Origin of the sequence: Pseudoalteromonas sp. MB47 (assembly GCF_011319765.1) — a bacterium.
GTDB lineage: Bacteria > Pseudomonadota > Gammaproteobacteria > Enterobacterales > Alteromonadaceae > Pseudoalteromonas > Pseudoalteromonas simplex.
In genome coordinates, this window is record NZ_VFBD01000006.1 from 164,849 (window position 1) to 187,074 (window position 22,226).

A 22,226-nucleotide genomic window follows, 5' to 3' on the forward strand; every position below is an offset into this window, starting at 1 on the left:
AACATTCCTTAAATTTTAATACTCATGCCATCAGCAAGAGAGTAGAAATACGCACGGGTTGCAGGAATTAACCCAACAATAAAGCCTGCGACCATTATCGCAGCTAAGAGCATGAGTTCATAGGATGACAATAAAGCAATATTTAGGCTTATTCCGGCATGGCTTTGCAAGTAATCTGCGCCGAGTAGCATTAAAGCATAGAACAGTGAGGTGCCAACAATGCAGCCAAGCCCTGTGATAAGTAACGATTCGACACTGATCAAGGTGAAAATATGCCATGGCCTTGCGCCAACAGAGCGCAAAATAGCAAGTTCTCTGCGGCGTTGATTTAAGCTTGAAAGCAGGCTCGTTAACATGCCAAGCAAACTGATCAGCACCACGACGATAGAAAATAATAGCAAGATTTTTTCAACGATAGAGAGCATTTCCCATAGTTCACGCAAAGTAACCCCCGGCATGATGGCAAGCAGTGCCTCATCTTTGTATTGGTTAATATTACGACGCACTTGTAAGGTATAAAGTGGTGAATCAAAACCAAGTAAAAAAGCGGTTATTTGTTTTGGTGTGCCAACTAAATCAACATCATCATGCTGGTCGTGGTCGTGGTCGTGGTCGTGGTCGTGGTCATTTGCATCAGCCTGAACGGCTTCATGCTGATGAGCATGACCACCATGAATCGCTTCAATTGCTGCAAGTGGAATATGCAGGGTTTTATCAACAGGCGTGCCCGTTGAATTTAAAATACCGACCACTTTAAATGGGTTATCGTCATGATTATGAAAACTGGTATTGCCCATGCCGTGCGCAATCACCACTTCATCGCCTAGCTGATAGCCTAAGCTGCTGGCAACCTCTGCACCTAAAACAACCTCAAATAAGTGATTAAATTCATGGCCTTGTGAAAAGCTCAACGACTGCTTTTTAGCAAAGCGATAGTGCTCAAAATAGTCTTTATTTGTACCAAGTACAGCCAAGCCTTTATGGCTGTCGCCAAGCGACATAGGAATAGCCCATTTCACACCCCGTTGCCCAGAGATGAATTGGTAGCTTTTCCAACTCACGCCATTGTTTGCATGACCAATGCGAAAGACCGAAGACAACAGCAATTGGATGTCACCGGTACGCGCACCGACAATTAAATCAGTGCCAGAAATTGTATTGCTAAAGCTACTTTTAGCATCAACTCGAACCCGTTCAATCGACATGAGTAGCATCACGCTTATGGCTATTGTAAACAAAGTGAGTAGGGCACTGGCCTTACGGTTTAATAAACTTTTTGTGGCGAGTTTAATGAGTAGCATCTGTGCCTCCTTGTAACTCAACAAGGCTGACACTTCGGGTAAATAGTGTTTGTAATGTTTCATCATGGCTAACAAAAATTAGCGTGCTATTTGCTGCGCTTGCCTGCTCAAATAACAATTTTACGAAGGCTTGGCGATTTTGTGTGTCGAGTGCTGAGGTAGGTTCATCTGCAATAATAATTTCAGGGCTGCCAATAAAGGCTCGCGCTGCGGCAACTCTTTGTTGCTGGCCAATACTCTGCTGTGCAACTGCTTGATGCTGCAAGTTATCATTTAGCCCTAAAGCGCTCAGTAAGCGGCTTGCTTCAGCGGCTATTGTTGCACTATTTTTTAATGCGTTTTTTTGCCTTTGCTTTGAAAATTGGCAACCCAAAGTCACATTTTCAATAGGCGATAAATAAGGTAGTAAATTAAAGTTTTGAAAAATATAGCCAATATGGTCGGCACGAAAACGGTCACGTTTACTATTACTAAGTTGGTTAATCGCTTTACCAAGCAGCTCGATATTGCCCTGTGTTGGCACTGTGACGCCAGCAAGCAATGATAATAACGTTGATTTACCACAACCACTCGGACCGTGAAGAAAAACATGTTCGCCTTGATCAATATCTAGCTTAGTAATATCGATCGTCGGCTCGGATTGTTTTGCGTGCCATTTAAAAAGCACATTTTCAAGCGTGATCATAACGACCTATGAATTGTTACCATCGCCAGTAATTTAATTTTCTACGCATTTTAAAATTACGAATAAAATTACGTGGTTTCGGCTTAAGTGCAGGATTGCTCAATAGTAATTCATTGCTAGCAGCAAGTACACGTTGACTCGATAAGCCGTCTTGATATGGATGCAGTTGCTGGCAGAAGTGCTCAATTTTCGCCATTAATTCAGCAGGCTGTGTGAAGGCATAATCAATCGCTTCAGTTAGTTTATCGACATCAGTGACATCAATAAGGTGCTCGCCGGGTGCTTGGTTGCAGAAAGTCACGACGGGTTTTCTTTGTAAGATAAACATAAGCAAAATAGATGAGGTATCACACAGCATGACATCAGCAGCTTGCAACAGCGGTAATACATTATCTGTCTCGACAAAGGTTAGGTTTTCGTTTTGTAGAGCCTTGTATTGTTCAACAAGCTCGCTTGGCATTTTCGGGTGGAATTGTACCAAAATTCGCCATTTACCTTGCTCACTGTACGCTTTTATTTGTTCGTATAATTTAGGTGCAAGAGACAGGCGTTTTGAAAAAGTCGAACAAATTAATAGTGTTTTTCTGTTGTCGTCTGGGTTTTTGTATGGATTGTTTTCAATCTCACTAAAAAAAGGATCCAGTGTTGGCCAGCCCGTTTCCTTTACTTGAAAAAAGCCATGCTTTTTAGCTAAAGCTTGGAAAGGAGCTGTAGTATTTGGCCCTTGCGTACAGTACAAATCAAAACAACCTCTGACTTTAAAATGGTCATTTTGGCCTTTGCTATTTAACTTCCCCGCATCAAAACCATGGAATACGCCAACTTTAACCCCAGGTATAAAAGTGGGAATGCTATTAGAAGGTGCAAAAAGTACATCGGGTTGCCAATCGTGTATAGCCTCAACGCTATCTAAGGTTTGCTCGTTTTCATCAAGAAAATCACGATTTACAGTTTTCCCATGTAAAAACCATTTAACTTCACCGCCACGGGCTAAAATCTCCCGTTGTAATGGGCGTAAGATCGCGTACGAATAGTTCTGCGAAATAAACATTAAATATTTTTTTTCTGCGGTAGCTGCTAAGTAATCCAAGAAAACCTCCTATTTCGAGGGCACTAGTATAGCGAAATAATGTTTATGACAGCAAAATTACTGAAAGTTTAAATTTTTATGGTTTTTATTACATCCGCAGGCAGCTGATGATAGTGCAATGATTGAGCTTTCAAAGCGTCTAGATTATTATAAGCGGCCATAACCCCAATCCCATACATGTGCTCACAAGAGCATGCCAAATACTATCGGAGATAGCATGACTAGCTATAAAGTTTTAGACGTAAACGATGATTTACCGATCCGTACCAAAGGTGCGGTACACAGTGGTAAAGTGCGTTCAGTTTATTGGTTAACTGATGAAGACAGCGCTCGTTTAATTAATGAAAAAGGTTATCAAGTTCCAAAAGGAACTGAGCTAGCTATTATGGTTATTTCTGACCGTATTTCTGCGTTTGATTGTATTTGGCAAGGTGAAAACGGTTTAAATGGTGTGCCTGGTAAAGGTATCGCGCTAAACTCTGTGGCATCTCATTGGTTTAAGTTATTTGATAAAGCAGGCCTTGCTGGTAACCATATTGTTGATATTCCACACCCTTATGTATGGATTGTGCGTAAAGCAAGTACTGTAAAAGTTGAAGCCATCGCTCGCCAATATATTACTGGCAGTATGTGGCGTGATTACGCGAAAGGCACGCGTAATTTCTGTGGTATTGATTTACCAGAGGGCTTAGCTGCGAACCAAAAGCTAGATGAAGTGTTAATTACGCCATCAACGAAAGGCATTATTACCGGTGTTGCTGAGATCCCTGAAGTAGATGATGTAAATATTACCCGTGAAAATATTACGAATAATTTAGCTGTTTTTAACTTCAAATCTGAAGATGATGTCGCTAAATATGAGCAATTACTTGTTGAAGGCTTTAAGCTGATCAGTGATGAACTTGCACAGCTTGATCAAATCTTTGTCGATACTAAATTTGAATTTGGTTATGTTGAAGACATTGATGGTTCAGATAAGCTTATCTATATCGATGAAGTAGGCACACCAGACTCATCACGTATCTGGGATGGTCCAGCTTACCGTGACGGTAAAATCATTGAAAACTCAAAAGAGGGTTTCCGCCAGTTATTAATTAATAACGTGCCAGACAGCGACGTGTTATTAAATAAAGACCGTATGGGCGAGCGTGAGCAGCTTGCTAAAGACTACACCTTGCCAGAATCAGTGATGCTTGAAGTGTCTGATACCTACGTTGGCATTGCGAGTAAAATTATTGGTCAAGAAATCACTATTCCTAGTGACCCAAGAAGTGAAGTAATCGCAATTTTAGATAGTGATTACGGCTTAATTAAGCACGATTAATAGGCATTTACTAATTTTATTCATAGCTAAAATGCTATTTTTAAAGCCAAGCTGTCACAAATAACATTGCTTGGCTTTTTATTACCTTCTGTACTCACTTCTGAATGATGTATAAGGTAATTAAACGGGATAAACATGATCCCAATAGTCTCCACCTTTCTGACATTACAGATTAATTGATAACGAAAGTAATACTAAGCAAAGTTATTACTGTAACTAATTCACTAAGTTTTAAGTTTTTCGTCAATACTTTCTTGCCTAAAACCGGTCTCTATCAATGAAATGATTAGGTATAACTTAACAATAGATTAATCTATACTGAATTGTGAACTAAGAGCGGAACTAATTAATTATGTTGATGTTTGCGAATTTTTTTAGCCGGGTATGTTACGTTGCTTTGTTATTAGGCTCAACGAATGTACTTTCAGCGGACTTTTCCTTTGTTGTACGCGATCAATTTGGAGAGCCATTAAAAGATGCTGTTATTGAGTTTAAGGATCAGCAGTTAAATCACCAAGATAACTTATCAGTTGCCGTCATGGACCAGGTTGATAAGCACTTTACCCCTAAAGTACTTGTTATTCAAAACGGGCAATTAGTTGACTTCCCAAATAGTGATAATATTCGCCATCATGTGTACTCATTCTCGACTGTAAAGCAATTTGACATCAAACTTTACTCTGGTCGACCTGAAAAACCCGAAAAATTTGAATCACCTGGGATTGTTGTTCTCGGTTGTAATATCCATGATTCAATGGTCGGATACATTTATGTTGCAGATAGTTCAGAAGTGCTAAAAACGAGCGTAGATGGGAAGGTTCAATTAAATGTGAGTACATTTCCTGCTAGCTTTACGGTATGGCAACCAAACCAACAGAGTGATATCGATCAGAAAAAAACAATTACATTTGCTGATTCTTCGCAGGTTGCAGATATTGTCATTACTACAATAGAGCCGAAACCACGAAATACATTTGGAGAAATGTTTAAGGGTACTAATGATTAATAGTTTAAGAGGGCGAGTTATTGCCTTATGTGTTGGTCTTGTTCTGTTAACAAGCTTAGTCAGCCTAGTTAGTTCTTGGTGGTCAGCGAATCGTTTTAATGACCAAAAGCTTCTAGAAGATATTAATGTTGCTGAGAATGTTTTTAACCAGTATTTAAGTGCGAAAGAGAGCCTTCTTCTAACTGCTGCAAAAGTGTTAACAGCAGATTTCGGTTTTAAACAAGCTGTCGCAACTCAAGACGCCGATACTATCAGCAGTGTCTTAAATAATCATAGTAGGCGGATTAATGCTGATTTAATGATGCTCATAAACTTATCTGGGGAGCTCGTTTCTGCTAATACGGATTTCGCTCACATGCCAAATGAGTTTACGGCATTAATGAAGCAGTTATTAGATAACCCTGAGCAGTCAAATTTCATCGTTATCGAGCAGACTCTTTATCAAGTTATTATATTGCCAGTTCGCGCACCGAGAACAGTTGCATATAGTTTGGTTGGTTTTGAAATCACAGATCTAGTTGCCGAAGAGTTAAAAAAACTTACAACTATGGATGTAAGTTTTATCGGAGAGGATGATGATGTCGTTGAAACCTCTCTTGTTGATAAGCCAGAAGATAATGCAGTACTTAGGCATTTTGAAAATAAATCTACACAGCGAATTTTTGGGGAAAAGCCAGTTTATCGTAATCGCCTTGTTGAGCTACCTTCGGTTTCTGGGCATAAAGTATCAGTGCTACTAAGTGCCGATTTAACTCGAAGTTATCTTGAATTTGAGCAGCTCTTTTTTACTATTATTTCATTAGCAGCTATCACAGTTGTGATTGGCGTTTTAGCTAGTGGGATTTTGGCTAAAAACCTTACCACACCGCTTTCTAAACTTACTTTACTTGCTCAGCAATTCGCGCGGGGTAACTACAAAGCTGAATTTATAGGAAAAAAACAAAGTACTGAAATTACGACGTTAGTTGATGCATTCAATAATATGGGTAATGACATTAAAGAACGTGAACGACAAATCAACTTTCAAGCAAGTCATGATACGTTAACGGGGTTTTTAACACGCAGTGCCATGTTGGAAATTATGGAGTCGCTATTAGGGCAAGGCACTGAATATACTTTAGTTGCTATTGATATAAGAGGTTTGCGGCATATCAATGACAAACTTGGCCCTCGTATTGGAGATGATTGTTTAAGAGAAGTTGCTGAACGTATTAGTGAGTATTCTGAGCCGCTTGGTGGAGTCAATGCACGCATAGGTGGAGATGAGTTTTTAACCTTATTTCCAAGTGGAAAAGCAGAGCAATTAAAAAGTGGAGTCATGGATTTAATGGCTCAGCTACAAGTCGGTTACACTATTCAAGGCTTGAATATTACCTTGCGATTTAGCGCTGGTGTAGTTCATTGTACCTTTGAGGGAGTTAAGCCCGATGATCTAATGCGCCGAGTTTTAATCGCAATTGATACAGCTTCGTCAAAAAAGAAGAATGTTCATTATTATCAAAACGGTGAAGATGAAGAGTATCTGGAACGGTTGGCAATTATTGATGAATTAAAACATGCATTACAAGCAGACGATGGCCAATTGTTTATGACTTATCAACCAAAGCTAAATTTAAACACCTCTAAGATCGATAAAGTGGAAGCGCTGATCCGTTGGCAAAGAAAGGATGGGCAGTGGGTATCACCGGAGCTATTTATTGATTTAGCGGAGCAGTCAGGTGTTATTGTTGATTTGACTGCTTGGGTAGTTAAAACAGTTGTCACTCAAGTCGCAAGGTGGCAAGAACAAGGCATTATTATGCAAGCCGCTATCAATGTTTCGGCTCAAGATATTGCCTTCCCAAGCTTTTTCTCTCATTTGGCAAAACAATTAAAAGAGAATGATGTTAATGGACAGCTTATTACAATAGAGCTGACAGAACGCGACATGATAGAAAATGAAGAACAAGGTATTAAAGCATTAGAAAACCTAAAATCACTTGGGGTAAAAATATCGCTAGATGATTATGGTGTTGGGCAAACTTCATTGGGTCGCTTGAAATTACTACCTATCGATGAACTTAAGTTAGATAAATGCTTTATTCTTCAATTGGAGCAATCTAAACAAGATCAGTATATTGTTGAATCAACAATAAACTTAGGTCATCAGCTAGGTTTCTCTGTCGTTGCAGAAGGTGTTGAAAATAAAGCTTCTTTAGACTTTTTGAAACTAATGAAGTGCGATTATGCGCAAGGGTATTACTTGAGCAGGCCACTAAAATCAGAGCAGTTTTTACAATGGCTAGAGGTCTATAATGAAGCATCTTAATTGGCTATTTGGACTAACTTTCATTGTTTTTACAAGTTCAGGGTTTGCAGCTTCAGGTAAATTATTAGCAACGCCCGGAGTCTCTCAGGTTGAAGGCAGTGCGGGTGGTGGGATTGTTCCATGGGCTCAGCTCGCAGGCTATGCAAGTGATGATGAAATCGCTTTGAATGGCTTTTGCAGTCGTGCAAATGTGAGTGATTACCGCTTAGATGTTTGTGGTGCGCAGCTAAATGTTAATGATCGCGTTGAATTTAGTTATGCGGAGCAACGTTTCGAAGTTCCCGCATTAAATACCGATATTGAGCAATCAATTACCGGGGCAAAAGTACGCTTATATGGTGACATTGTTTACAGTAAATGGCCGCAATTAAGTTTAGGTGTGCAGCATAAGTCTTTAGATGATGGCAGTATTGCTAGTTTTTTAGGTGCAAAAGATACCAGCGGTACCGATATTTACCTTGCTGCTAGTAAATTACATTTAGGGGCGCTTGCAGGGTATAATTGGTTTTGGAACACCACCTTTCGTTATAGCGATGCCAATCAGCTAGGTTTGTTAGGTTTTGGCGGTCCTGATAGTGATAAAAAATTGTTGTTTGAAGCATCTACAGCGGTGTTTTTAACCCATGAAATAGCTTTGGGTGTTGAGTATCGGGTAAAGTCCAATAACCTTGGTTTAGGAGAGCAAGATTGGCAGGATGTATTTGTGGCTTGGTTTCCTAATAAGTATGTTAGCATCACCGCTGCTTGGTTAGACTTAGGAAGTATTGCTGGTGCTGAAGACCAAACTGGTTGGTACTTATCAGTAACAGGGTATTGGTGATGATAAAAACACTTTTTACATTTGTATTTACCGTTATGCTTGTGGGTTGTGTAAGTAGCAATAATGGCACCTTGTACCAGCAACTTAATGGTAAACAAGGGATTGAAAAATTGGTTGAAAGTTTTATCAATCAAATAGGCCATGACGAACAGATTTTAGCTTATTTTAAACAAAGCAATGTTGCGCATTTTCGCCAAGGCTTTATCACTCATTTGTGTAGTGTCACCGAAGGTCCTTGTGAGTACAAAGGCGATAACATGGTTGATATACACACTGGAATGAATATCCCTGAAAAAGACTTTAACCGTGTGGTAGAGCTTTTGATTAATGCTATGGACGAACAACAGATTCCGCAAACGGTACAAAATAAGATTTTGAGTCGTTTAGCACCGCTGCGCTCTGAGGTAATTGATATTTAGCTAGATTAGTTTACTTACAGCTGAACTTATATCATCAGGGGTGATGTCTCTAATTATATCTTTTTCATCCAATTGGTAGCCATTTGCAACTAATGGAATGTAATTTTTTTGCTTCGGTGCAACTGTGCTCCAAGGTGAAGTGCCTAAACCTACAATAGCCACAAATGGGATACCAGCAGCTGCAGCTATATGCATAGGGCCAGAATCAATTGTAACTAATAAATTTAATGAGCCAATGATATCCAGCATTTCACCTATCGATGTTTCACCTACCAAATTACTGATTTTAATCTTAGGATTATTGAGTTCTTTAATCAGAAGCTCTGAGTCTTTTTTCTCGCTTGGGTCACCGATCAAAATGAAATGGATAGTTGTATTATTTTCAGCTATTTTTTTTATCGCAGTGGTCGCTAAATCATTAGGGTAGTGGCGACTTTTCTTATTTTTTCCTCCAAAATATAACCCAATGTTTAGAGTCTTAATGTCAGTATCGATAAAAGTACTTTTATTGATATTTATCTTTGTGTTAGGGATTTTCTGTAATAGATTTCCGTGAGCATGATTTACTAAAAAACAATAACGAAAAATGTAATGATGATTCTTATTTAATTTCGGAGAATGAGTCAAAAAGGGACTTCGACCATTCTGGGCGTAGCCAATACGGAATTTAATTTTTGCAAAAAAGCAAAGAAGGGCTTCTGAAAGAGAATTTCTCATTATAAATGCCAGTTCAATATCTTTTTTTTTCAGGGTACTAGCAAACCCAAGTAGTGATGTAGGTTGTGTAGAACTAAATCGATTGTCAGAAATAATTACGAGAGATTTATCTCTTTCGAAAATAGGCACTAAATGAGGCCGAGCAATTACAAAAATTTGTTTTTGAGGATAAAGCGACTTAAGTAACTCTATGGCTGGAGAACAATTTATAGCATCGCCGATGAACTTTGGCAGAATAACTAAAATGTTCCCTTTGATAGACTTAGCATCAATAATTTTTTTTTGCATAAAAGTTTATCGATTTCAAATATACTGTAATTGTGGGAAGTAATATCATAACACTAACTTTCTTAGTGTTGTTGAATTGTCTTTCCTTATAAGTTACGTACATTATGCTACACTTTTATTCCAAACCATCAATAAGCTTTTGAAAGTAGCAAGTCTATGCCTTTTGAAAGCTGAAACGATAGTATAATCCGTGTATACTTCGTACTTTTTAAGATTCCTTGCTAGTTACCTTTTCAAAAATAATAATAAAGATTGTTTAGCCTTAATGAATATAATTTTCGATACTCAAAGCCTCTACTACCTGCCGCAATATATTCCGGTATACAAAAAACTACTTACTATGGGAATAATTGGTCGGTTTGTTTTTTATCGAAATAGCCATGAACAAACAATCCAGCAAATCATAGATGACAATGAACTTGAGCATATTTGGGTTGATAATCAAAAGCAAGCTATTGAATATTACGAAAATGAGCGAGCAGATTGGGTGTTTTTTGCAAACTCATTTATGTTTTTGGACCGTTTACACAAAGTATCTAAAAGCGCTCAGTTAGGGCATGGCATTGGGCCTAAAGCTAGTTACTATACCAAATCTTCAAAAGCTATGACTGTTAGGTTTGTTGAGGGGCAATATCGCCTTAAGCGTTTACAAAATATGTATCCAGATGATTGTTTTGTTGATGTGGGGTTTTGTAAACTTGACGATATTTTTAATCAAGTGCCCCTTGATGGTGCTTTAGATTTAACGAAATTTGATAAAAGTAAAAAGACTATTCTCTATGCTCCTACATTCTACCCAAGTAGTATCGAGCGCTTTCCAAAAAACTGGCCAGAGCAATTTTCTGACTTTAACATTCTGATCAAACCTCACTATTTCTCAATATGTAAAAGCCGCTATCAAAAGCAGCGTGATTTATTAGAGCATTGGTCAAACTACGATAATGTTTATCTTGCTCGGGTTGAGGACTATTCACTATTACCATTTTTAGATCAGGCTAACTTACTTATAAGTGATGCATCTTCCGCTCTTTTTGAGTTCGCTTTACTTAATAAGCCTGTAATTTGGTGCGATTTCTTGAAGTTGCGTTGGAGCTACAGAGGTATCTTCTCTTATCGTTTTAAACGTCGTATGGATCAAGACTACGGTGAATATGCCGATATTGCTGTACATGCAAAAAATTACAAAGACTTACACAAACTTGTTATCGAGCAACTTGAAAATCCTGAGTCTTTGGCTGAGACAAGGCTTGAATTGGCTGAAAAGCTAGCAGGTAAACTTGATGGCAAAGCAAGTGAACGAATCGTCAATTACTTAGTCGAAAATAATTAAGTTATTAAGAGTACACACTGGAAAAATTAATGAAGAAGATAGGTTACACGACAGGTGTTTTTGATTTATTTCATATAGGTCATTTAAACATTTTAAAACGAGCAAAATTAGAATGTGATTACTTGATTGTTGGTGTAACTACCGATGAGCTTTGTCGTAACGTAAAAAATAAAGAGCCCGTCATTCCTTTTCAAGAACGAATGGAAATTGTTGAAGCTATTAAATTTGTGGATGAAGTTGTCCCACAGGTTAATTACGACAAAGAAGAAGCTTGGAACAATTTGAAATTTGATAAAATGTTTGTCGGTGATGATTGGAAAGGAACCGAAAAGTGGAACAAAATAGAAGCTGATTTTGCAAAACTTAATGTTGAGATTTGCTACTTTTCTTACACATCTCACACATCAAGCACAAAGCTGCGTGAAGTGCTTGATAAGATGAGTAAAAGCTAATGAAGAACATCGTCTCGCCAGAGTGGCTTAACGTGCATTTAAACCAGGATAACTTGGTTATCTTCGATGCAGGAATGGTACGCCCTGGTTTACCGGGTGAGTATGCGCCTAAGGCGATGCTCCCAAATGCACAGCGTTTTGATTTCAAAAAGACGCTGGCAGATAACAGCAATCCTGTACCAAGTATGATGTGCAGTAGTGAGCAGTTCACAGAGCATATGCAACTAGCTGGTGTTAACCAAGACTCTCTGGTTGTGATTTATGAAGACCAAGGCTTGTTCAGTTCTGCCCGTGCGTGGTGGATGTTTAAAGCCATGGGCTTTGATAACGTAAAAGTGTTAAGCGGTGGTTTGGCTAAGTGGCAGGCACTAGGCTTTGCAACACAAGCACGTTATTCAGCTGCTTCTGGTCAAGGCAACTTTGTTGCTAGCCCACGTGTTGATTACTTTATCAGTGCTGAGCAAGTACTTAACTCACTTGATGAACAAAGCACACTAACACTCGATGCTCGTCCTTATGAGCGATTCACCGGTGAACACGCTGAGCCGCGCGAAGGTATGCGCAGTGGTCATATTCCAAATAGTCGCAGTTTATCTCTAGCAACAGTGCTAAATAACGGTGAGCTTAAACCGCTTAGCGAGTTGCAAGCATTATTTGAACAACACATAGCGCCGCATCACACCCAGTTGCAGTTTAGCTGTGGTTCAGGTGTAACCGCTTGCGCAATTGCATTGTGTGCCGATGAATGTGGTTACGCTAACTTACGTGTTTACGATGGCTCATGGAGTGAGTGGGGCGCTCGTCACGAGCTACCTATTGAAATAGGCCCGCATCAATAAACTCAGCGTAATTTTGCCAGCTGCCGATACTGTTTTTATTCAGTGGCTGGCGAATTTGCTTTTTACTCGCCGTGGCTGATGCTGCATTGTTTTTATAAAAAGTCAGGCAGTTTTCCTGCCAGCTTAAATCACAAAACGCATAGAGCTTTTGAGTTTGTTCGGTAGGCTCTGCCACCAATTGCTCATAGCTTTGCAAAAAAACGTTCTCAGGATACTTGTTGGCAAAATGACTGACTAATGCCGAGTAATCTTGATGGAACGAGGTAATATCTTCAAGTGTAAAACTGTAGTGATGAAACACACTTTGCGGGTTATAGATCTGTCTAAAATTGGCGATGCTGCAATCTTGCCAGCCCCGCTGCATACAAACGATTTTAGCATTAGGAAAAGCCGCTAAAATAAAATCAATATAGTAAAAGTTAAATGGCTGTTTATCACAACTTCTTAGGCCGCCACTTAGTAGCTCGGCTCTCTGTTGATAGCTAGCCAGTGCTGTCTTTATCGCCTCAGATTGATATGCCTTATCGAGCATTTCGCTGTCAATTACACGAGTTGATTGCGTGGCGTGCTGTATGAGTTGCGCAATATCGTTTAATTCCCCAACCCCTTGCAGTTTTGAACTTTGATTAAGGATTTTCTCAACTAAGGTTGTACCAGAGCGGGGCATGCCAACAACAAAAACGGGTGAGAACTCAGAGTCACTACTTTTAATTGCTTGCTGTTTGCTCTGAGTAATAAGTTTTTGACAAAAGTGGCGATGCTGTGTGGCTTGATAATTAAGTTTACCGGCTATCGCTTGCTTACTTAGTGCAAAGTATTTAAATGCATTTTTGTAGTCATTAAGGTGCTCATAATTAAGAGCAAGACTATGAAAATACACTTGTTGTTCAACAATGCTTTTTTCTTTATCCGCCAAGGCTTGTAGTTTTTGGATATGTTGCTCTGCATCTATAACAGTATTGAGTTCAGCCTGCGAGTAGTGGGCTTGATAAAAGCGAGGTTGCTTTTGGGTTAGTTGCAGCAGCAAGCTTTTAGCCTCATCGAACAGTCCGTGAATTTTATAACACACTGCCAAATTATAGCTAATTTGTGGGTTATCTTTATTGCGTTGGTAGGCTGCTTTTTGAAAGCTAAGGGCATCGTTATAATACCCTAAACGGGTCGCAATATTGGCTAATGTATCAAAATCAGTGGCACTAAAGTCAGCTGTTTGTTTAGCACTTTGATAATGCACAGCTGCATTACTTACTTTACCTAACAGTACGTATAACTTGGCAAGTGCTAAATGATAAATCGCAAAAGGGGCTAGGCTTAGTGCTTTCTCAAGCAGCTTAATTGCTTTGTTGATATCGCCAGCTGCGGTGTTGACTTCGCTGAGTAAAAAGTAACAAACGTGGTCTTCAGGGTTTTGTTTTAGCCTCTGCACAAGTAGGTGATGTGCGTCGTTTAGTTGCTTGTTGTTTAACAACTGTTGGATATGAGCGCGAAGCGCTTGTTGGATATCATTTAGCATAAGCGCATAGTATACCAATTAATTATTTTCAGGTATTAAAAAGCCCTGCCTAAAGGCGGCAAGGCTTTTATGAGTATGTTTAATTACAGCTCAAAGTTGTAGCTAAATTTCATACCGATAGTACGAGGCGCGGTGGTGTAGTGACCATAAACACGCTGTAGTTCAGGTAGTTCTTTGTTAAGCTCAGCATATTGTGACATACCTGCCCAAGACTTATCACGACGTACAGAAGTGAATGCGTACTTATCGAATAAGTTGTCTACGTAAAGCGTTGCAGACCACATATCGCCAGTAATTTTGGCAGATAAGTTACTTAGTGCATAACCAGGTAATACTTCCCCGTCTGCTTTTAGGCCTACTTTGGTGATCACATCGCTTTGCGCTGTGATACCGTAGTTTACGCTTAATAGTTTATCGCCTAGGATATCTTGCTCGTAACGAAGACCAAACGAGAATTGATGCTCAGGAGCGCCCGGTAAACGGTCGCCTTTAGCACCATCATAGTAGCTTTGGTACTGCGCTAAGTCACCGCCTAAAACGCCAAATAAGTAAGGCGCATCTTCTGTCAATTCAGCCTTTGCATACGCGTATGTCGCATATGCAGCCCAGTTATCACCAATCATAGCGCGAGTAGAAAGCTCAACACCTTTTGAATTTGCAGTGCCCGCGTTCGAGGTAATTAATTCTTGACCATTTACAGTGCTACTACCCACTTGCGCATCTTTCCAATCAACATTAAATAGAGCCGCATTGAAATGTAGGCGGTTACGTAACCATGATGACTTAAAGCCTAGCTCGTAGTTGACTGTTGTATCTGGTTTGTAATCTTCTTCGTTTGGCAGGGCACAAACAATTTGTTGCTCAGGTAATACATCAGGGCAAGGAGCAATACCGTTACCACCACCAATACGGAAGCCTTCACTCACTGTAAAGTAAGCAAGTACACCATTATCGAATGTATAGTTAGCATTAAATTTAAATAAGTTACCGTTATCACTAGCGCTCACATTTTCCATAACAAGGTTATCTAGTGAATCAAAATCACCAGAATAAAGCGGTGTTGCAGAGCCTGACGTTGTTGATACATCGTATTCGTAAAAACGAGCACCTAAAGTTACATCAAACTGATCTGTAATGCTGTAGCCGATTTCACCAAAAAGTGCTTTTTCAGTGGTTTCACTATCTGAAATTAGAATGTACTCAAGATCTTGTTCAACATTAGGAATACCACCACCCCAGTACTCAGTCAGACCCGGCGTGTACTCACGGTCATCTGAGTGACTTTCTACTTTGTTGTAGAAGCCTCCTATAATCCAGTTAAAAGCGCTATTGCTATTTGACACTAAACGAAGTTCTTGCGTGAAGGTATCGCGATCTGAGGTGTCGTGCGTGTAGCCAACAAATGCAGGGAAGTCGGCATAACCTGACCAAATATCGTAAAGTAGATCGGTTTGATCGCGTTGACCAGACTGCTCATAGCTAGACCAACCAGATGCAGATACCAGCTCAGCAAAACCAAGATCTGCTTTTACTTCTAAACTTAATAAATCGTTTTTTTCTTCACCAGGCTCAAGTACACGAGCTACGTTTTCGTATTTTCCAGGAATCCCTTGTAGCGCACTGCTATCAGCAAGAGAGCCGTATTGCGATGTCGAGTTACCACCATTTTCTTGCTTTTGATAGAAGTAGTTAAGCGTTGCATCAACATCTTCGGTTGCAAGCCAGCGAAGTGATAAACGTGCTGTGGTGATTTGCTCATCATTAACATCGCTTACGCTTTTTAAGTTGGCATTTACATCGCTGCTGTCTGAAAAGTCAGGATTTGGGTTTGATACACCCGGTTCTTGAACCACGTGGGTGTAGTCAATGTAACCAGGGTTATCGTAATAGTTTAAGCTAGCACGAAGCGCTAATTTTTCTTCAATTAGCGGGGTGTTGAATACCACACCAAACTCACCACCTGTGCCGTCACTTTCGTTAATGCTAAATACATCGCCGGTAACCTTACCTTCGGTGATATCAAGCTCAGGTTGCTTTAGTAAGTAACGAATTGCACCACCTAAAGTACCTGCACCATACAGTGTACCTTGCGGGCCAATTAACACTTCAACACGGTCAACATCAGTTAAACGTAAGTCGATGCTAAGTGGAATTTCACCAACATAGGTTGCTACTGTGCCACTATCAGAAATACGGTCAGAAGTATTTGTATTCAAACCACGAACGATAATCGGAGAACCTTCACGGCCACCTTGATCAGAAATTGTTAAGCCAGGTACCCAGCGTGCGACATCTTCTAGATCGCCAATGTTTTGGTCGCTAATTACATCGCCATTGAGCGCTGTGATATTAAGCGGTGCATCCTGCACAGAGCCTGCACGTCGTGTTGCAGTAATTTGAATAGTTTCAATTGATTTATCAACTTCGATAGCATCTTCTGCAGCAAACGCCATATTGCTATTGATTAAAACTGCAGAAATTGCACTTGCAAGTAGAGCAGGCTTAAAAGTGTTCATGATTGATTCCGACTTAGTTACAGTAAATTTATGCTTAAAAAATAGACATTACTAGTGGTTTAAGCTTAAAAATTGATGATTTAGTGAATTTATATCCAATTATAATGTGTTTTTATTCTTATCGTCCATGCGTTATTTGCAATTAAATGCAAAATAATTGAATAAATACTCTGTAAGGGATTAGCTATCGGAATAAGGGCAATGACTACAGCCATTACTACAGCAATGGCCGCGTTTTAAAAAGAACCAGCGGCTAAATACCATGTAGTTGTTTTGCATGGTGTAATCGAGATTTTCTATTAAATTACCTTGAGTAAAATAAGGCTTAGCAAAGGCAAGCTGCTGTTCAAGAGGCTGTTGGTAAAGTTTAAATAAAAATGAATTGATCTTTTTTATAGTACAGTCTCGGCATAAACATTCTGTTGCTGCCTCATCGAGTGGTAAAATATTGGGCAGCTCACTACACCAACAGGCATTAATATTGTCGGCTTGGCAGTGAAGGGTTGCTTTGCATTGTGAGCAAGTAAGGGTTGTCATTAAGTAAAAAGATGCTTTGAGATTGAAAAGGTAAGCATAGCAAATGGATAAATTAGACGCATTAGATGAGTTTGCTCGTTTTGGTGATAACCGATTTGAGGCAATTTCAGTAATTACCAGTACTCCAGACACGCAAGGTGATGTGTATATTCTAACGCAAGACGTTTTCTGTCAGGTTTTACAGCGTGTTATCGACGGCGAAATCGATATCGATGAATTAGAACTTTGGGCAAACGTATTAGAGTCTAGGCAAGACATCGACGAAAGCGCCGTTGAAGGGGCTATTTATGCACTAAGTAATAACGAGCAAATGGGTGAGTTAAATAAAAGTACGCTAGAGAAGTTGTTAAGAATAATTCACTAGCATGAACGAGATTGAGAGTCGAAAGCTTTAAGCAAACCTTAAAGCTTTCGCTCATTAGCCAATGGGTTAGTGAGAAACGACAATTAAACGAATTGCATCCAGTTTAACTTGGGCTTTTTCGATGTAAGTAGTGAGTTCACTACGTTGCTTATCAAAAAAGCTAAGCTCTTCATCACGAATATTCGGGTTGATCTGCTTAAGTGCCGTTAAACGAGCTTGTTCTTCACCAAGGGCAGTTTGCATTTTCTCTAGTGATTCAGCACGCAGTGCTTCTAGCTTGGTTTGTGCCATGCCTTGTGCGCTGGTGATCATTGGGTGAATGGCACTTTGTAGCGCGCTGGCTAATTTACTTGCAGTTTGGCGACCAACCGCAGACAACTGCTGATTGAAAGCATCAAAAGCAACATTATCAGCCAGATTGTTACTGCCCTTATCTAATAAGATACGAATAGGCGTTGGTGGCAAGAAGCGGCCAACTTGAAGTGCTTTAGGCGCCATGGCTTCAGCAATGAAAATGAGCTCAACAAAGAAGGTACCAGCAGGTAGCTTTTTGTTTTTCAGTAACGCCACAGAGGCAGTACCAAAGTCATCATCACAAATCATGTCTAAGCTGCCTTGCACCATTGGGTGGTCCCAGCTGATGAAATGGGCGTCTTCTTGCGAAAGCGAGGTGCTGCGATCAAACGTTACTGTGATGCCATCATCTTTCAAACATGGGAAGGATGGGTTTAGCATGTGCTCAGTTGGTTTTAAGATAATGGTATTTTCACCTTTATCTTCTTGGCTTACACCAAAGGTGTCGAACACATTGATCATATAGCTTGGTAGCGTGAATTGGTCGTCTAATTCTTCGATATCAGCAACAAGGCTTTCTGCTCGGCCTTGGCCACTTGAATGCAGCTCTAGTAAGCGGTCACGACCACTTTCCATTTGCTTACGAAGCTTAGCATTTTGACCCGCCACTTGTTCTAGCAGTGGGTCTAGCTCTTCTTCGTCGCAATTGTGTGCACCAATAAACTCAAGTAGTTCTTCGCCATACTCTTTATACAGCATTTGCCCTGTTGTCGATGTTGTTTCAAACGCATCTAGGCCCTCGTTATACCAACGAAGTAACACTTCTTGTGCGGTGTTTTCAAAATACGGCACATGAATGTTTACGTCTTGAGTTTGACCAATACGGTCAAGGCGACCAATGCGTTGCTCGAGTAAGTCTGGATTAAGTGGTAAATCAAACAGTACTAAGTGATGCGAGAATTGGAAGTTACGACCTTCAGAACCAATTTCAGAGCAAAGTAGAATTTGTGCGCTGTCGTACTCGTCGGCAAAGTAAGCGGCTGCACGGTCACGTTCAACAATCGACATACCTTCATGGAAAACTGAGGCTTTAATTGCTTCACGCTCGCGTAAAATCTGTTCTAGGCTAAGTGCAGTTTCGGCTTTAGCACAGATAAGCAGTACTTTTTCGTGTTTAAGGGTTTTTAAGGTTTCGATTAACCAATCAACACGTGGATCAAATGCGCCCCAACTGGCATTTTCACCTTCAAACTCTTGGAAGATCTTTTCAGGAAATAGAGCGCGAAGTGCCGTTAGTTCAGCATTTTGAATGCCGCCCATGTTCCCCAGTACCGACATCGCCGTTTTATATTGTTTTGGCATTGCCATAGGGTATGCATGAAGCTTACGGCTTGGGTAACCATCAATACCGCTGCGGCTATTTCTAAATAAAATACGACCTGTACCATGGCGGTCTAGCAGCATTGATAATACTTCGTTGCGTGCCGTTTCATCACCTTGCTCTGCTTTGGCTAAAAGCTCTGTGATATCGGTTTCTTTTAATAGTTCTTTTAATGTTGCTCGAGATGCATCATCAAGGCTTTTTTCACCCAGTAATTGATTAGCAGCTTCAGCAACCTCTTTGTAGTTGCTTTCTTCTTCAACAAACGCATCGTAGTCGTAGAAACGATCAGGGTCGAGTAATTGCAAGCGGGCAAAGTGACTGCGGTGACCAAGTTGATCTGGCGTCGCTGTTAATAAGATAAGACCTGGAATATCTTGGCTTAACTCTGCCATGCGTTGGTATTCAGTGCTTGGCTTACCATTATTGATACTTAAATGGTGCGCTTCATCAACAACCAATAAATCCCAATCAGCCAGGGTTGCTTGCTCAAACCAACGTTTTTTCTTGCTTAAGAACTCAAGGCTAGTAAGTACTAACTGTTCTGTTTCGAATACGTTTGGTGAGTCTGCAAATGCTTCATCACAACGCTCTTCATCAAAGATTGAAAAACGTAAGTTAAAGCGGCGTAGCATTTCGACTAACCACTGATGCTGTAAGTTTTCAGGCACAACAATCAATACACGGCTAGCTCGGCCACTGATGATCTGTTGATGTAAAATCATACCTGCTTCAATGGTTTTACCTAAACCTACTTCATCAGAAAGTAATACGCGTGGTGCAAAACGTTTACCCACTTCTTGTGCAATATAAAGCTGATGCGGAATAAGGTTTGCACGCTGACCAATTAAACCTTTTAAAGGAGATTGTTGGCGCTCAAACTGGTGCTGCCAAGTTTGGTAGCGCAGGGTATAGCGGTCAAAGCGGTCCACTTGACCTGCAAATAAACGGTCTTGTGGTTTATTGAATTTGATAAAGTGATCTAAAAAGGTTTCTTTTAACTGCGCTTTTTCACCATTATCAACGCGAATGCCGTGATAGCATAGTAACTCGCCTTGCTCTTCAACAGACTCAACTTCTAATTCCCACTCTTCAACGCTGCGAATAATATCACCTGGATTAAATGCGACACGAGTAACAGGCGCTTCTGTTAAAGAATAAACTCTGTTTTCTCCACTGGCTGGAAATAAAATGCTGACCTGACGGCCTTCAAGGGCAACAACGGTGCCTAATCCTAAATCTGACTCAGTATCACTGATCCAACGCTGACCTAAGGAAAAATTCATGTATGTCTCGTCTATGAAGAAAAAAGGCGGCTATGTTACCTGTAACGCCATGCTACTTCAAGGCAGTAAACTCGCCGCACACAATTAAATTTAGTCAACCTTTTTAAGCCATTATTAATGGTAAAAATTGTATGTATTTTAACCAGTTAAATAATTGTATATTTGTTTGTCATAAAAAGGACTTTTGTCGTAAATAGACTAAACTGAGTATATACCTGACGAATAAACCATAGCTTCATCCGCCGCTTGTTTAGTTTATTGGGTATAGCATAAAAATCATAAAACGTAAGGAAAGTGCTATGGAAAAAGCTTCGAACCTTGATAGTAAAATGTATGTGCTCGATACCAATGTATTACTCCACGAACCCCTCGCTTATTTATCTTTCCAAGAACATGATGTTGTTATCCCCATGACAGTATTAGAAGAGCTCGACCACATTAAAGATAGGAAACATGACGTTAGCCGTGACGCCCGTGTTGCTATTCGTGGTTTAGATGAAGTGCTAAAGGACGCTTCGCCAGAGCAAATGTTGCAGGGTGTCGCGCTCCCTAGTAACAAAAAGGCAAAATCAGAATCTCGTGGCCGCTTAATTATTGTTAATGACCATTTATTTGCAGACAGTATTTCGGGTTTACCTGGCAACGAAAACGACCATCGTATTATCAATTGCGCTGTACATCTGCAAAAACAGCACAGTGACAGCAAGGTGGTGCTTGTCACTAAAGACATCAATATGCGCCTCAAAGCGAAAGGGGCAGGGCTTAAATTTGTTGAAGACTACAGAACAGACCAATTAATTGACGACATAGCGTTGCTTACAAGCGGCTATAAAAAAATTGAAGGTGATTTTTGGCAACAGGTTGGAGAATGTGAAACAGAGCAGCAAGGCCGAGATACCTATCATCATGTGGCAAAAAGCACGATTAGCGATGTGTTCTGCAATGAATATATTTTAGATGAAAGCGACCACTTTGCGGCTCGAGTAACAAGCTACGATGATAAACAAATTACTTTAAAAGATATCAGTGTTGAGCGCTTGATGAGTCATACCGCGTGGGGTGTAAAACCAAAAAATGTTTATCAAGGGATGGCACTTGATGCGCTACTTGACCCAAGTATTGAATTGGTAATTTTAACTGGTCCCGCTGGCTGTGGTAAAACCTTACTTGCTCTTGCTAGTGCCCTCGAAATGATTATTGAAAAAGGCATTTACGATAAAGTGATTGTTACGCGTAATACCCCAGAGATTGCTGAATCAATAGGCTTTTTACCTGGTACTGAAGAAGAGAAAATGGCGCCGTGGTTAGCTGCTATTACCGATACGTTAGAAGTGCTGCATAAAGGGGACGAAAATCCAATTTCGAGCCGTAATTACATTATGGAAAAAGCCAATGTACAGTTTAAATCGGTAAACTTTATGCGTGGTCGTAGTATTCAAAATGCGGTTGTCATTTTGGATGAAAGTCAAAACTTAACTGCTTCACAACTGAAGACCATTATCACTCGCTGCGGCGAAGGCACTAAACTCATTTGCTCAGGAAACCTAGCGCAAATTGATAGTAACTACCTCACGCCTGTCACCTCAGGCTTAACCTATATTGTTGAACGTTTTAAAGATTTTCAGGGCAGTGCCACCGTTAACTTAAACGGTGTGGTACGTAGCCGCTTAGCCAGCTTTGCTGAAGAAAATTTATAACTTGCCAGTATTCCTATGCCTCGTTAACCTAGCTTTATCGAGGTAAGGTACTTATAAGC

18 protein-coding genes are annotated in these 22,226 nt (G+C 40.1%); 10 read left to right on the top strand and 8 right to left on the bottom strand.

Going from position 1 to position 22,226, the window contains the following annotated elements:
* Positions 1–8: 8 nt before the first annotated feature.
* From IMPJCBKJ_RS03415 to IMPJCBKJ_RS03425, 3 genes are read right to left on the bottom strand one after another with little or no spacing between them, the layout of a single operon-like run.
* Positions 9–1,301, bottom strand: a complete 1,293-nt coding sequence (locus IMPJCBKJ_RS03415; protein WP_166338806.1) for an ABC transporter permease — start codon at positions 1,299–1,301, stop codon at positions 9–11.
* Entirely contained in the window at positions 1,288–1,986 is a 699-nt protein-coding gene (locus IMPJCBKJ_RS03420) for an ABC transporter ATP-binding protein (RefSeq protein ID WP_166338808.1), read from the bottom strand. Before IMPJCBKJ_RS03420 ends, IMPJCBKJ_RS03415 begins: the two co-directional genes overlap by 14 nt.
* Positions 1,987–2,002: 16 nt before the next feature.
* Entirely contained in the window at positions 2,003–3,076 is a 1,074-nt protein-coding gene (locus tag IMPJCBKJ_RS03425) for a CDP-glycerol glycerophosphotransferase family protein (RefSeq protein WP_240920987.1), read from the bottom strand.
* A 217-nt stretch (positions 3,077–3,293) separates the two neighbouring features.
* Between IMPJCBKJ_RS03425 and IMPJCBKJ_RS03430 the strand changes: the two genes are divergently transcribed.
* The 5 genes from IMPJCBKJ_RS03430 to IMPJCBKJ_RS03450 all read left to right on the top strand — a co-directional run bounded on the left by IMPJCBKJ_RS03430 (position 3,294) and on the right by IMPJCBKJ_RS03450 (position 8,953).
* A complete protein-coding gene (locus IMPJCBKJ_RS03430) occupies positions 3,294–4,400 on the top strand; it encodes a phosphoribosylaminoimidazolesuccinocarboxamide synthase (RefSeq protein WP_166338810.1) in 1,107 nt (368 codons plus the stop codon).
* A gap of 352 nt (positions 4,401–4,752) precedes the next feature.
* Positions 4,753–5,406, top strand: coding sequence for a methylamine utilization protein (locus IMPJCBKJ_RS03435; protein WP_166338812.1), 654 nt, complete (start codon positions 4,753–4,755; stop codon positions 5,404–5,406).
* Entirely contained in the window at positions 5,399–7,714 is a 2,316-nt protein-coding gene (locus IMPJCBKJ_RS03440) for an EAL domain-containing protein (RefSeq protein ID WP_138598862.1), read from the top strand. The genes IMPJCBKJ_RS03435 and IMPJCBKJ_RS03440 overlap by 8 nt, the downstream gene beginning before the upstream one ends.
* Complete coding sequence (locus IMPJCBKJ_RS03445; RefSeq protein WP_166338814.1) at positions 7,701–8,534, top strand: DUF3034 family protein; 834 nt, start codon at positions 7,701–7,703, stop codon at positions 8,532–8,534. The genes IMPJCBKJ_RS03440 and IMPJCBKJ_RS03445 overlap by 14 nt, the downstream gene beginning before the upstream one ends.
* Positions 8,534–8,953, top strand: a complete 420-nt coding sequence (locus tag IMPJCBKJ_RS03450; RefSeq protein ID WP_166338816.1) for a group 1 truncated hemoglobin — start codon at positions 8,534–8,536, stop codon at positions 8,951–8,953. Before IMPJCBKJ_RS03445 ends, IMPJCBKJ_RS03450 begins: the two co-directional genes overlap by 1 nt.
* On the opposite strand, the gene IMPJCBKJ_RS03455 is transcribed toward IMPJCBKJ_RS03450, so the two are convergent.
* Entirely contained in the window at positions 8,954–9,958 is a 1,005-nt protein-coding gene (locus tag IMPJCBKJ_RS03455; RefSeq protein ID WP_166338818.1) for a glycosyltransferase family 9 protein, read from the bottom strand. It lies immediately after the preceding gene.
* A gap of 265 nt (positions 9,959–10,223) precedes the next feature.
* Between IMPJCBKJ_RS03455 and IMPJCBKJ_RS03460 the strand changes: the two genes are divergently transcribed.
* The 3 genes from IMPJCBKJ_RS03460 to IMPJCBKJ_RS03470 are packed head-to-tail and all read left to right on the top strand — an operon-like array spanning position 10,224 to position 12,579.
* On the top strand, positions 10,224–11,288 hold the full coding sequence (locus IMPJCBKJ_RS03460; protein ID WP_166338820.1) for a CDP-glycerol glycerophosphotransferase family protein: 1,065 nt from the start codon (positions 10,224–10,226) through the stop codon (positions 11,286–11,288).
* A 29-nt stretch (positions 11,289–11,317) separates the two neighbouring features.
* Positions 11,318–11,740 (top strand): adenylyltransferase/cytidyltransferase family protein, encoded by a 423-nt coding sequence (locus IMPJCBKJ_RS03465; protein ID WP_166338822.1) that lies wholly within the window; start codon positions 11,318–11,320, stop codon positions 11,738–11,740.
* Positions 11,740–12,579, top strand: coding sequence for a sulfurtransferase (locus tag IMPJCBKJ_RS03470; RefSeq protein ID WP_166338824.1), 840 nt, complete (start codon positions 11,740–11,742; stop codon positions 12,577–12,579). Before IMPJCBKJ_RS03465 ends, IMPJCBKJ_RS03470 begins: the two co-directional genes overlap by 1 nt.
* Here IMPJCBKJ_RS03470 and IMPJCBKJ_RS03475 read toward each other — a convergent pair.
* From IMPJCBKJ_RS03475 to IMPJCBKJ_RS03485, 3 genes are all read right to left on the bottom strand, one after another.
* Positions 12,554–14,092 (bottom strand): sulfotransferase, encoded by a 1,539-nt coding sequence (locus tag IMPJCBKJ_RS03475; protein ID WP_166338826.1) that lies wholly within the window; start codon positions 14,090–14,092, stop codon positions 12,554–12,556. The genes IMPJCBKJ_RS03470 and IMPJCBKJ_RS03475 overlap by 26 nt on opposite strands.
* Before the next feature lie 83 nt (positions 14,093–14,175).
* Positions 14,176–16,608: a TonB-dependent receptor gene (locus IMPJCBKJ_RS03480; RefSeq protein WP_166338828.1), complete on the bottom strand. Its 2,433-nt coding sequence runs from the start codon at positions 16,606–16,608 to the stop codon at positions 14,176–14,178.
* Positions 16,609–16,788: 180 nt separating this feature from the next.
* A complete protein-coding gene (locus IMPJCBKJ_RS03485; RefSeq protein ID WP_054552689.1) occupies positions 16,789–17,145 on the bottom strand; it encodes a DUF5522 domain-containing protein in 357 nt (118 codons plus the stop codon).
* 43 nt (positions 17,146–17,188) lie between these two features.
* Here IMPJCBKJ_RS03485 and IMPJCBKJ_RS03490 point away from each other — a divergent pair, with 43 nt between their 5' ends.
* Complete coding sequence (locus IMPJCBKJ_RS03490) at positions 17,189–17,509, top strand: hypothetical protein (protein WP_054552688.1); 321 nt, start codon at positions 17,189–17,191, stop codon at positions 17,507–17,509.
* 66 nt (positions 17,510–17,575) lie between these two features.
* On the opposite strand, the gene rapA is transcribed toward IMPJCBKJ_RS03490, so the two are convergent.
* Positions 17,576–20,470, bottom strand: coding sequence for an RNA polymerase-associated protein RapA (gene rapA, locus IMPJCBKJ_RS03495; protein WP_166338830.1), 2,895 nt, complete (start codon positions 20,468–20,470; stop codon positions 17,576–17,578).
* Positions 20,471–20,769: 299 nt separating this feature from the next.
* Here rapA and IMPJCBKJ_RS03500 point away from each other — a divergent pair, with 299 nt between their 5' ends.
* Positions 20,770–22,167, top strand: coding sequence for a PhoH family protein (locus tag IMPJCBKJ_RS03500; RefSeq protein WP_055197676.1), 1,398 nt, complete (start codon positions 20,770–20,772; stop codon positions 22,165–22,167).
* Positions 22,168–22,226 lie beyond the last annotated feature (59 nt).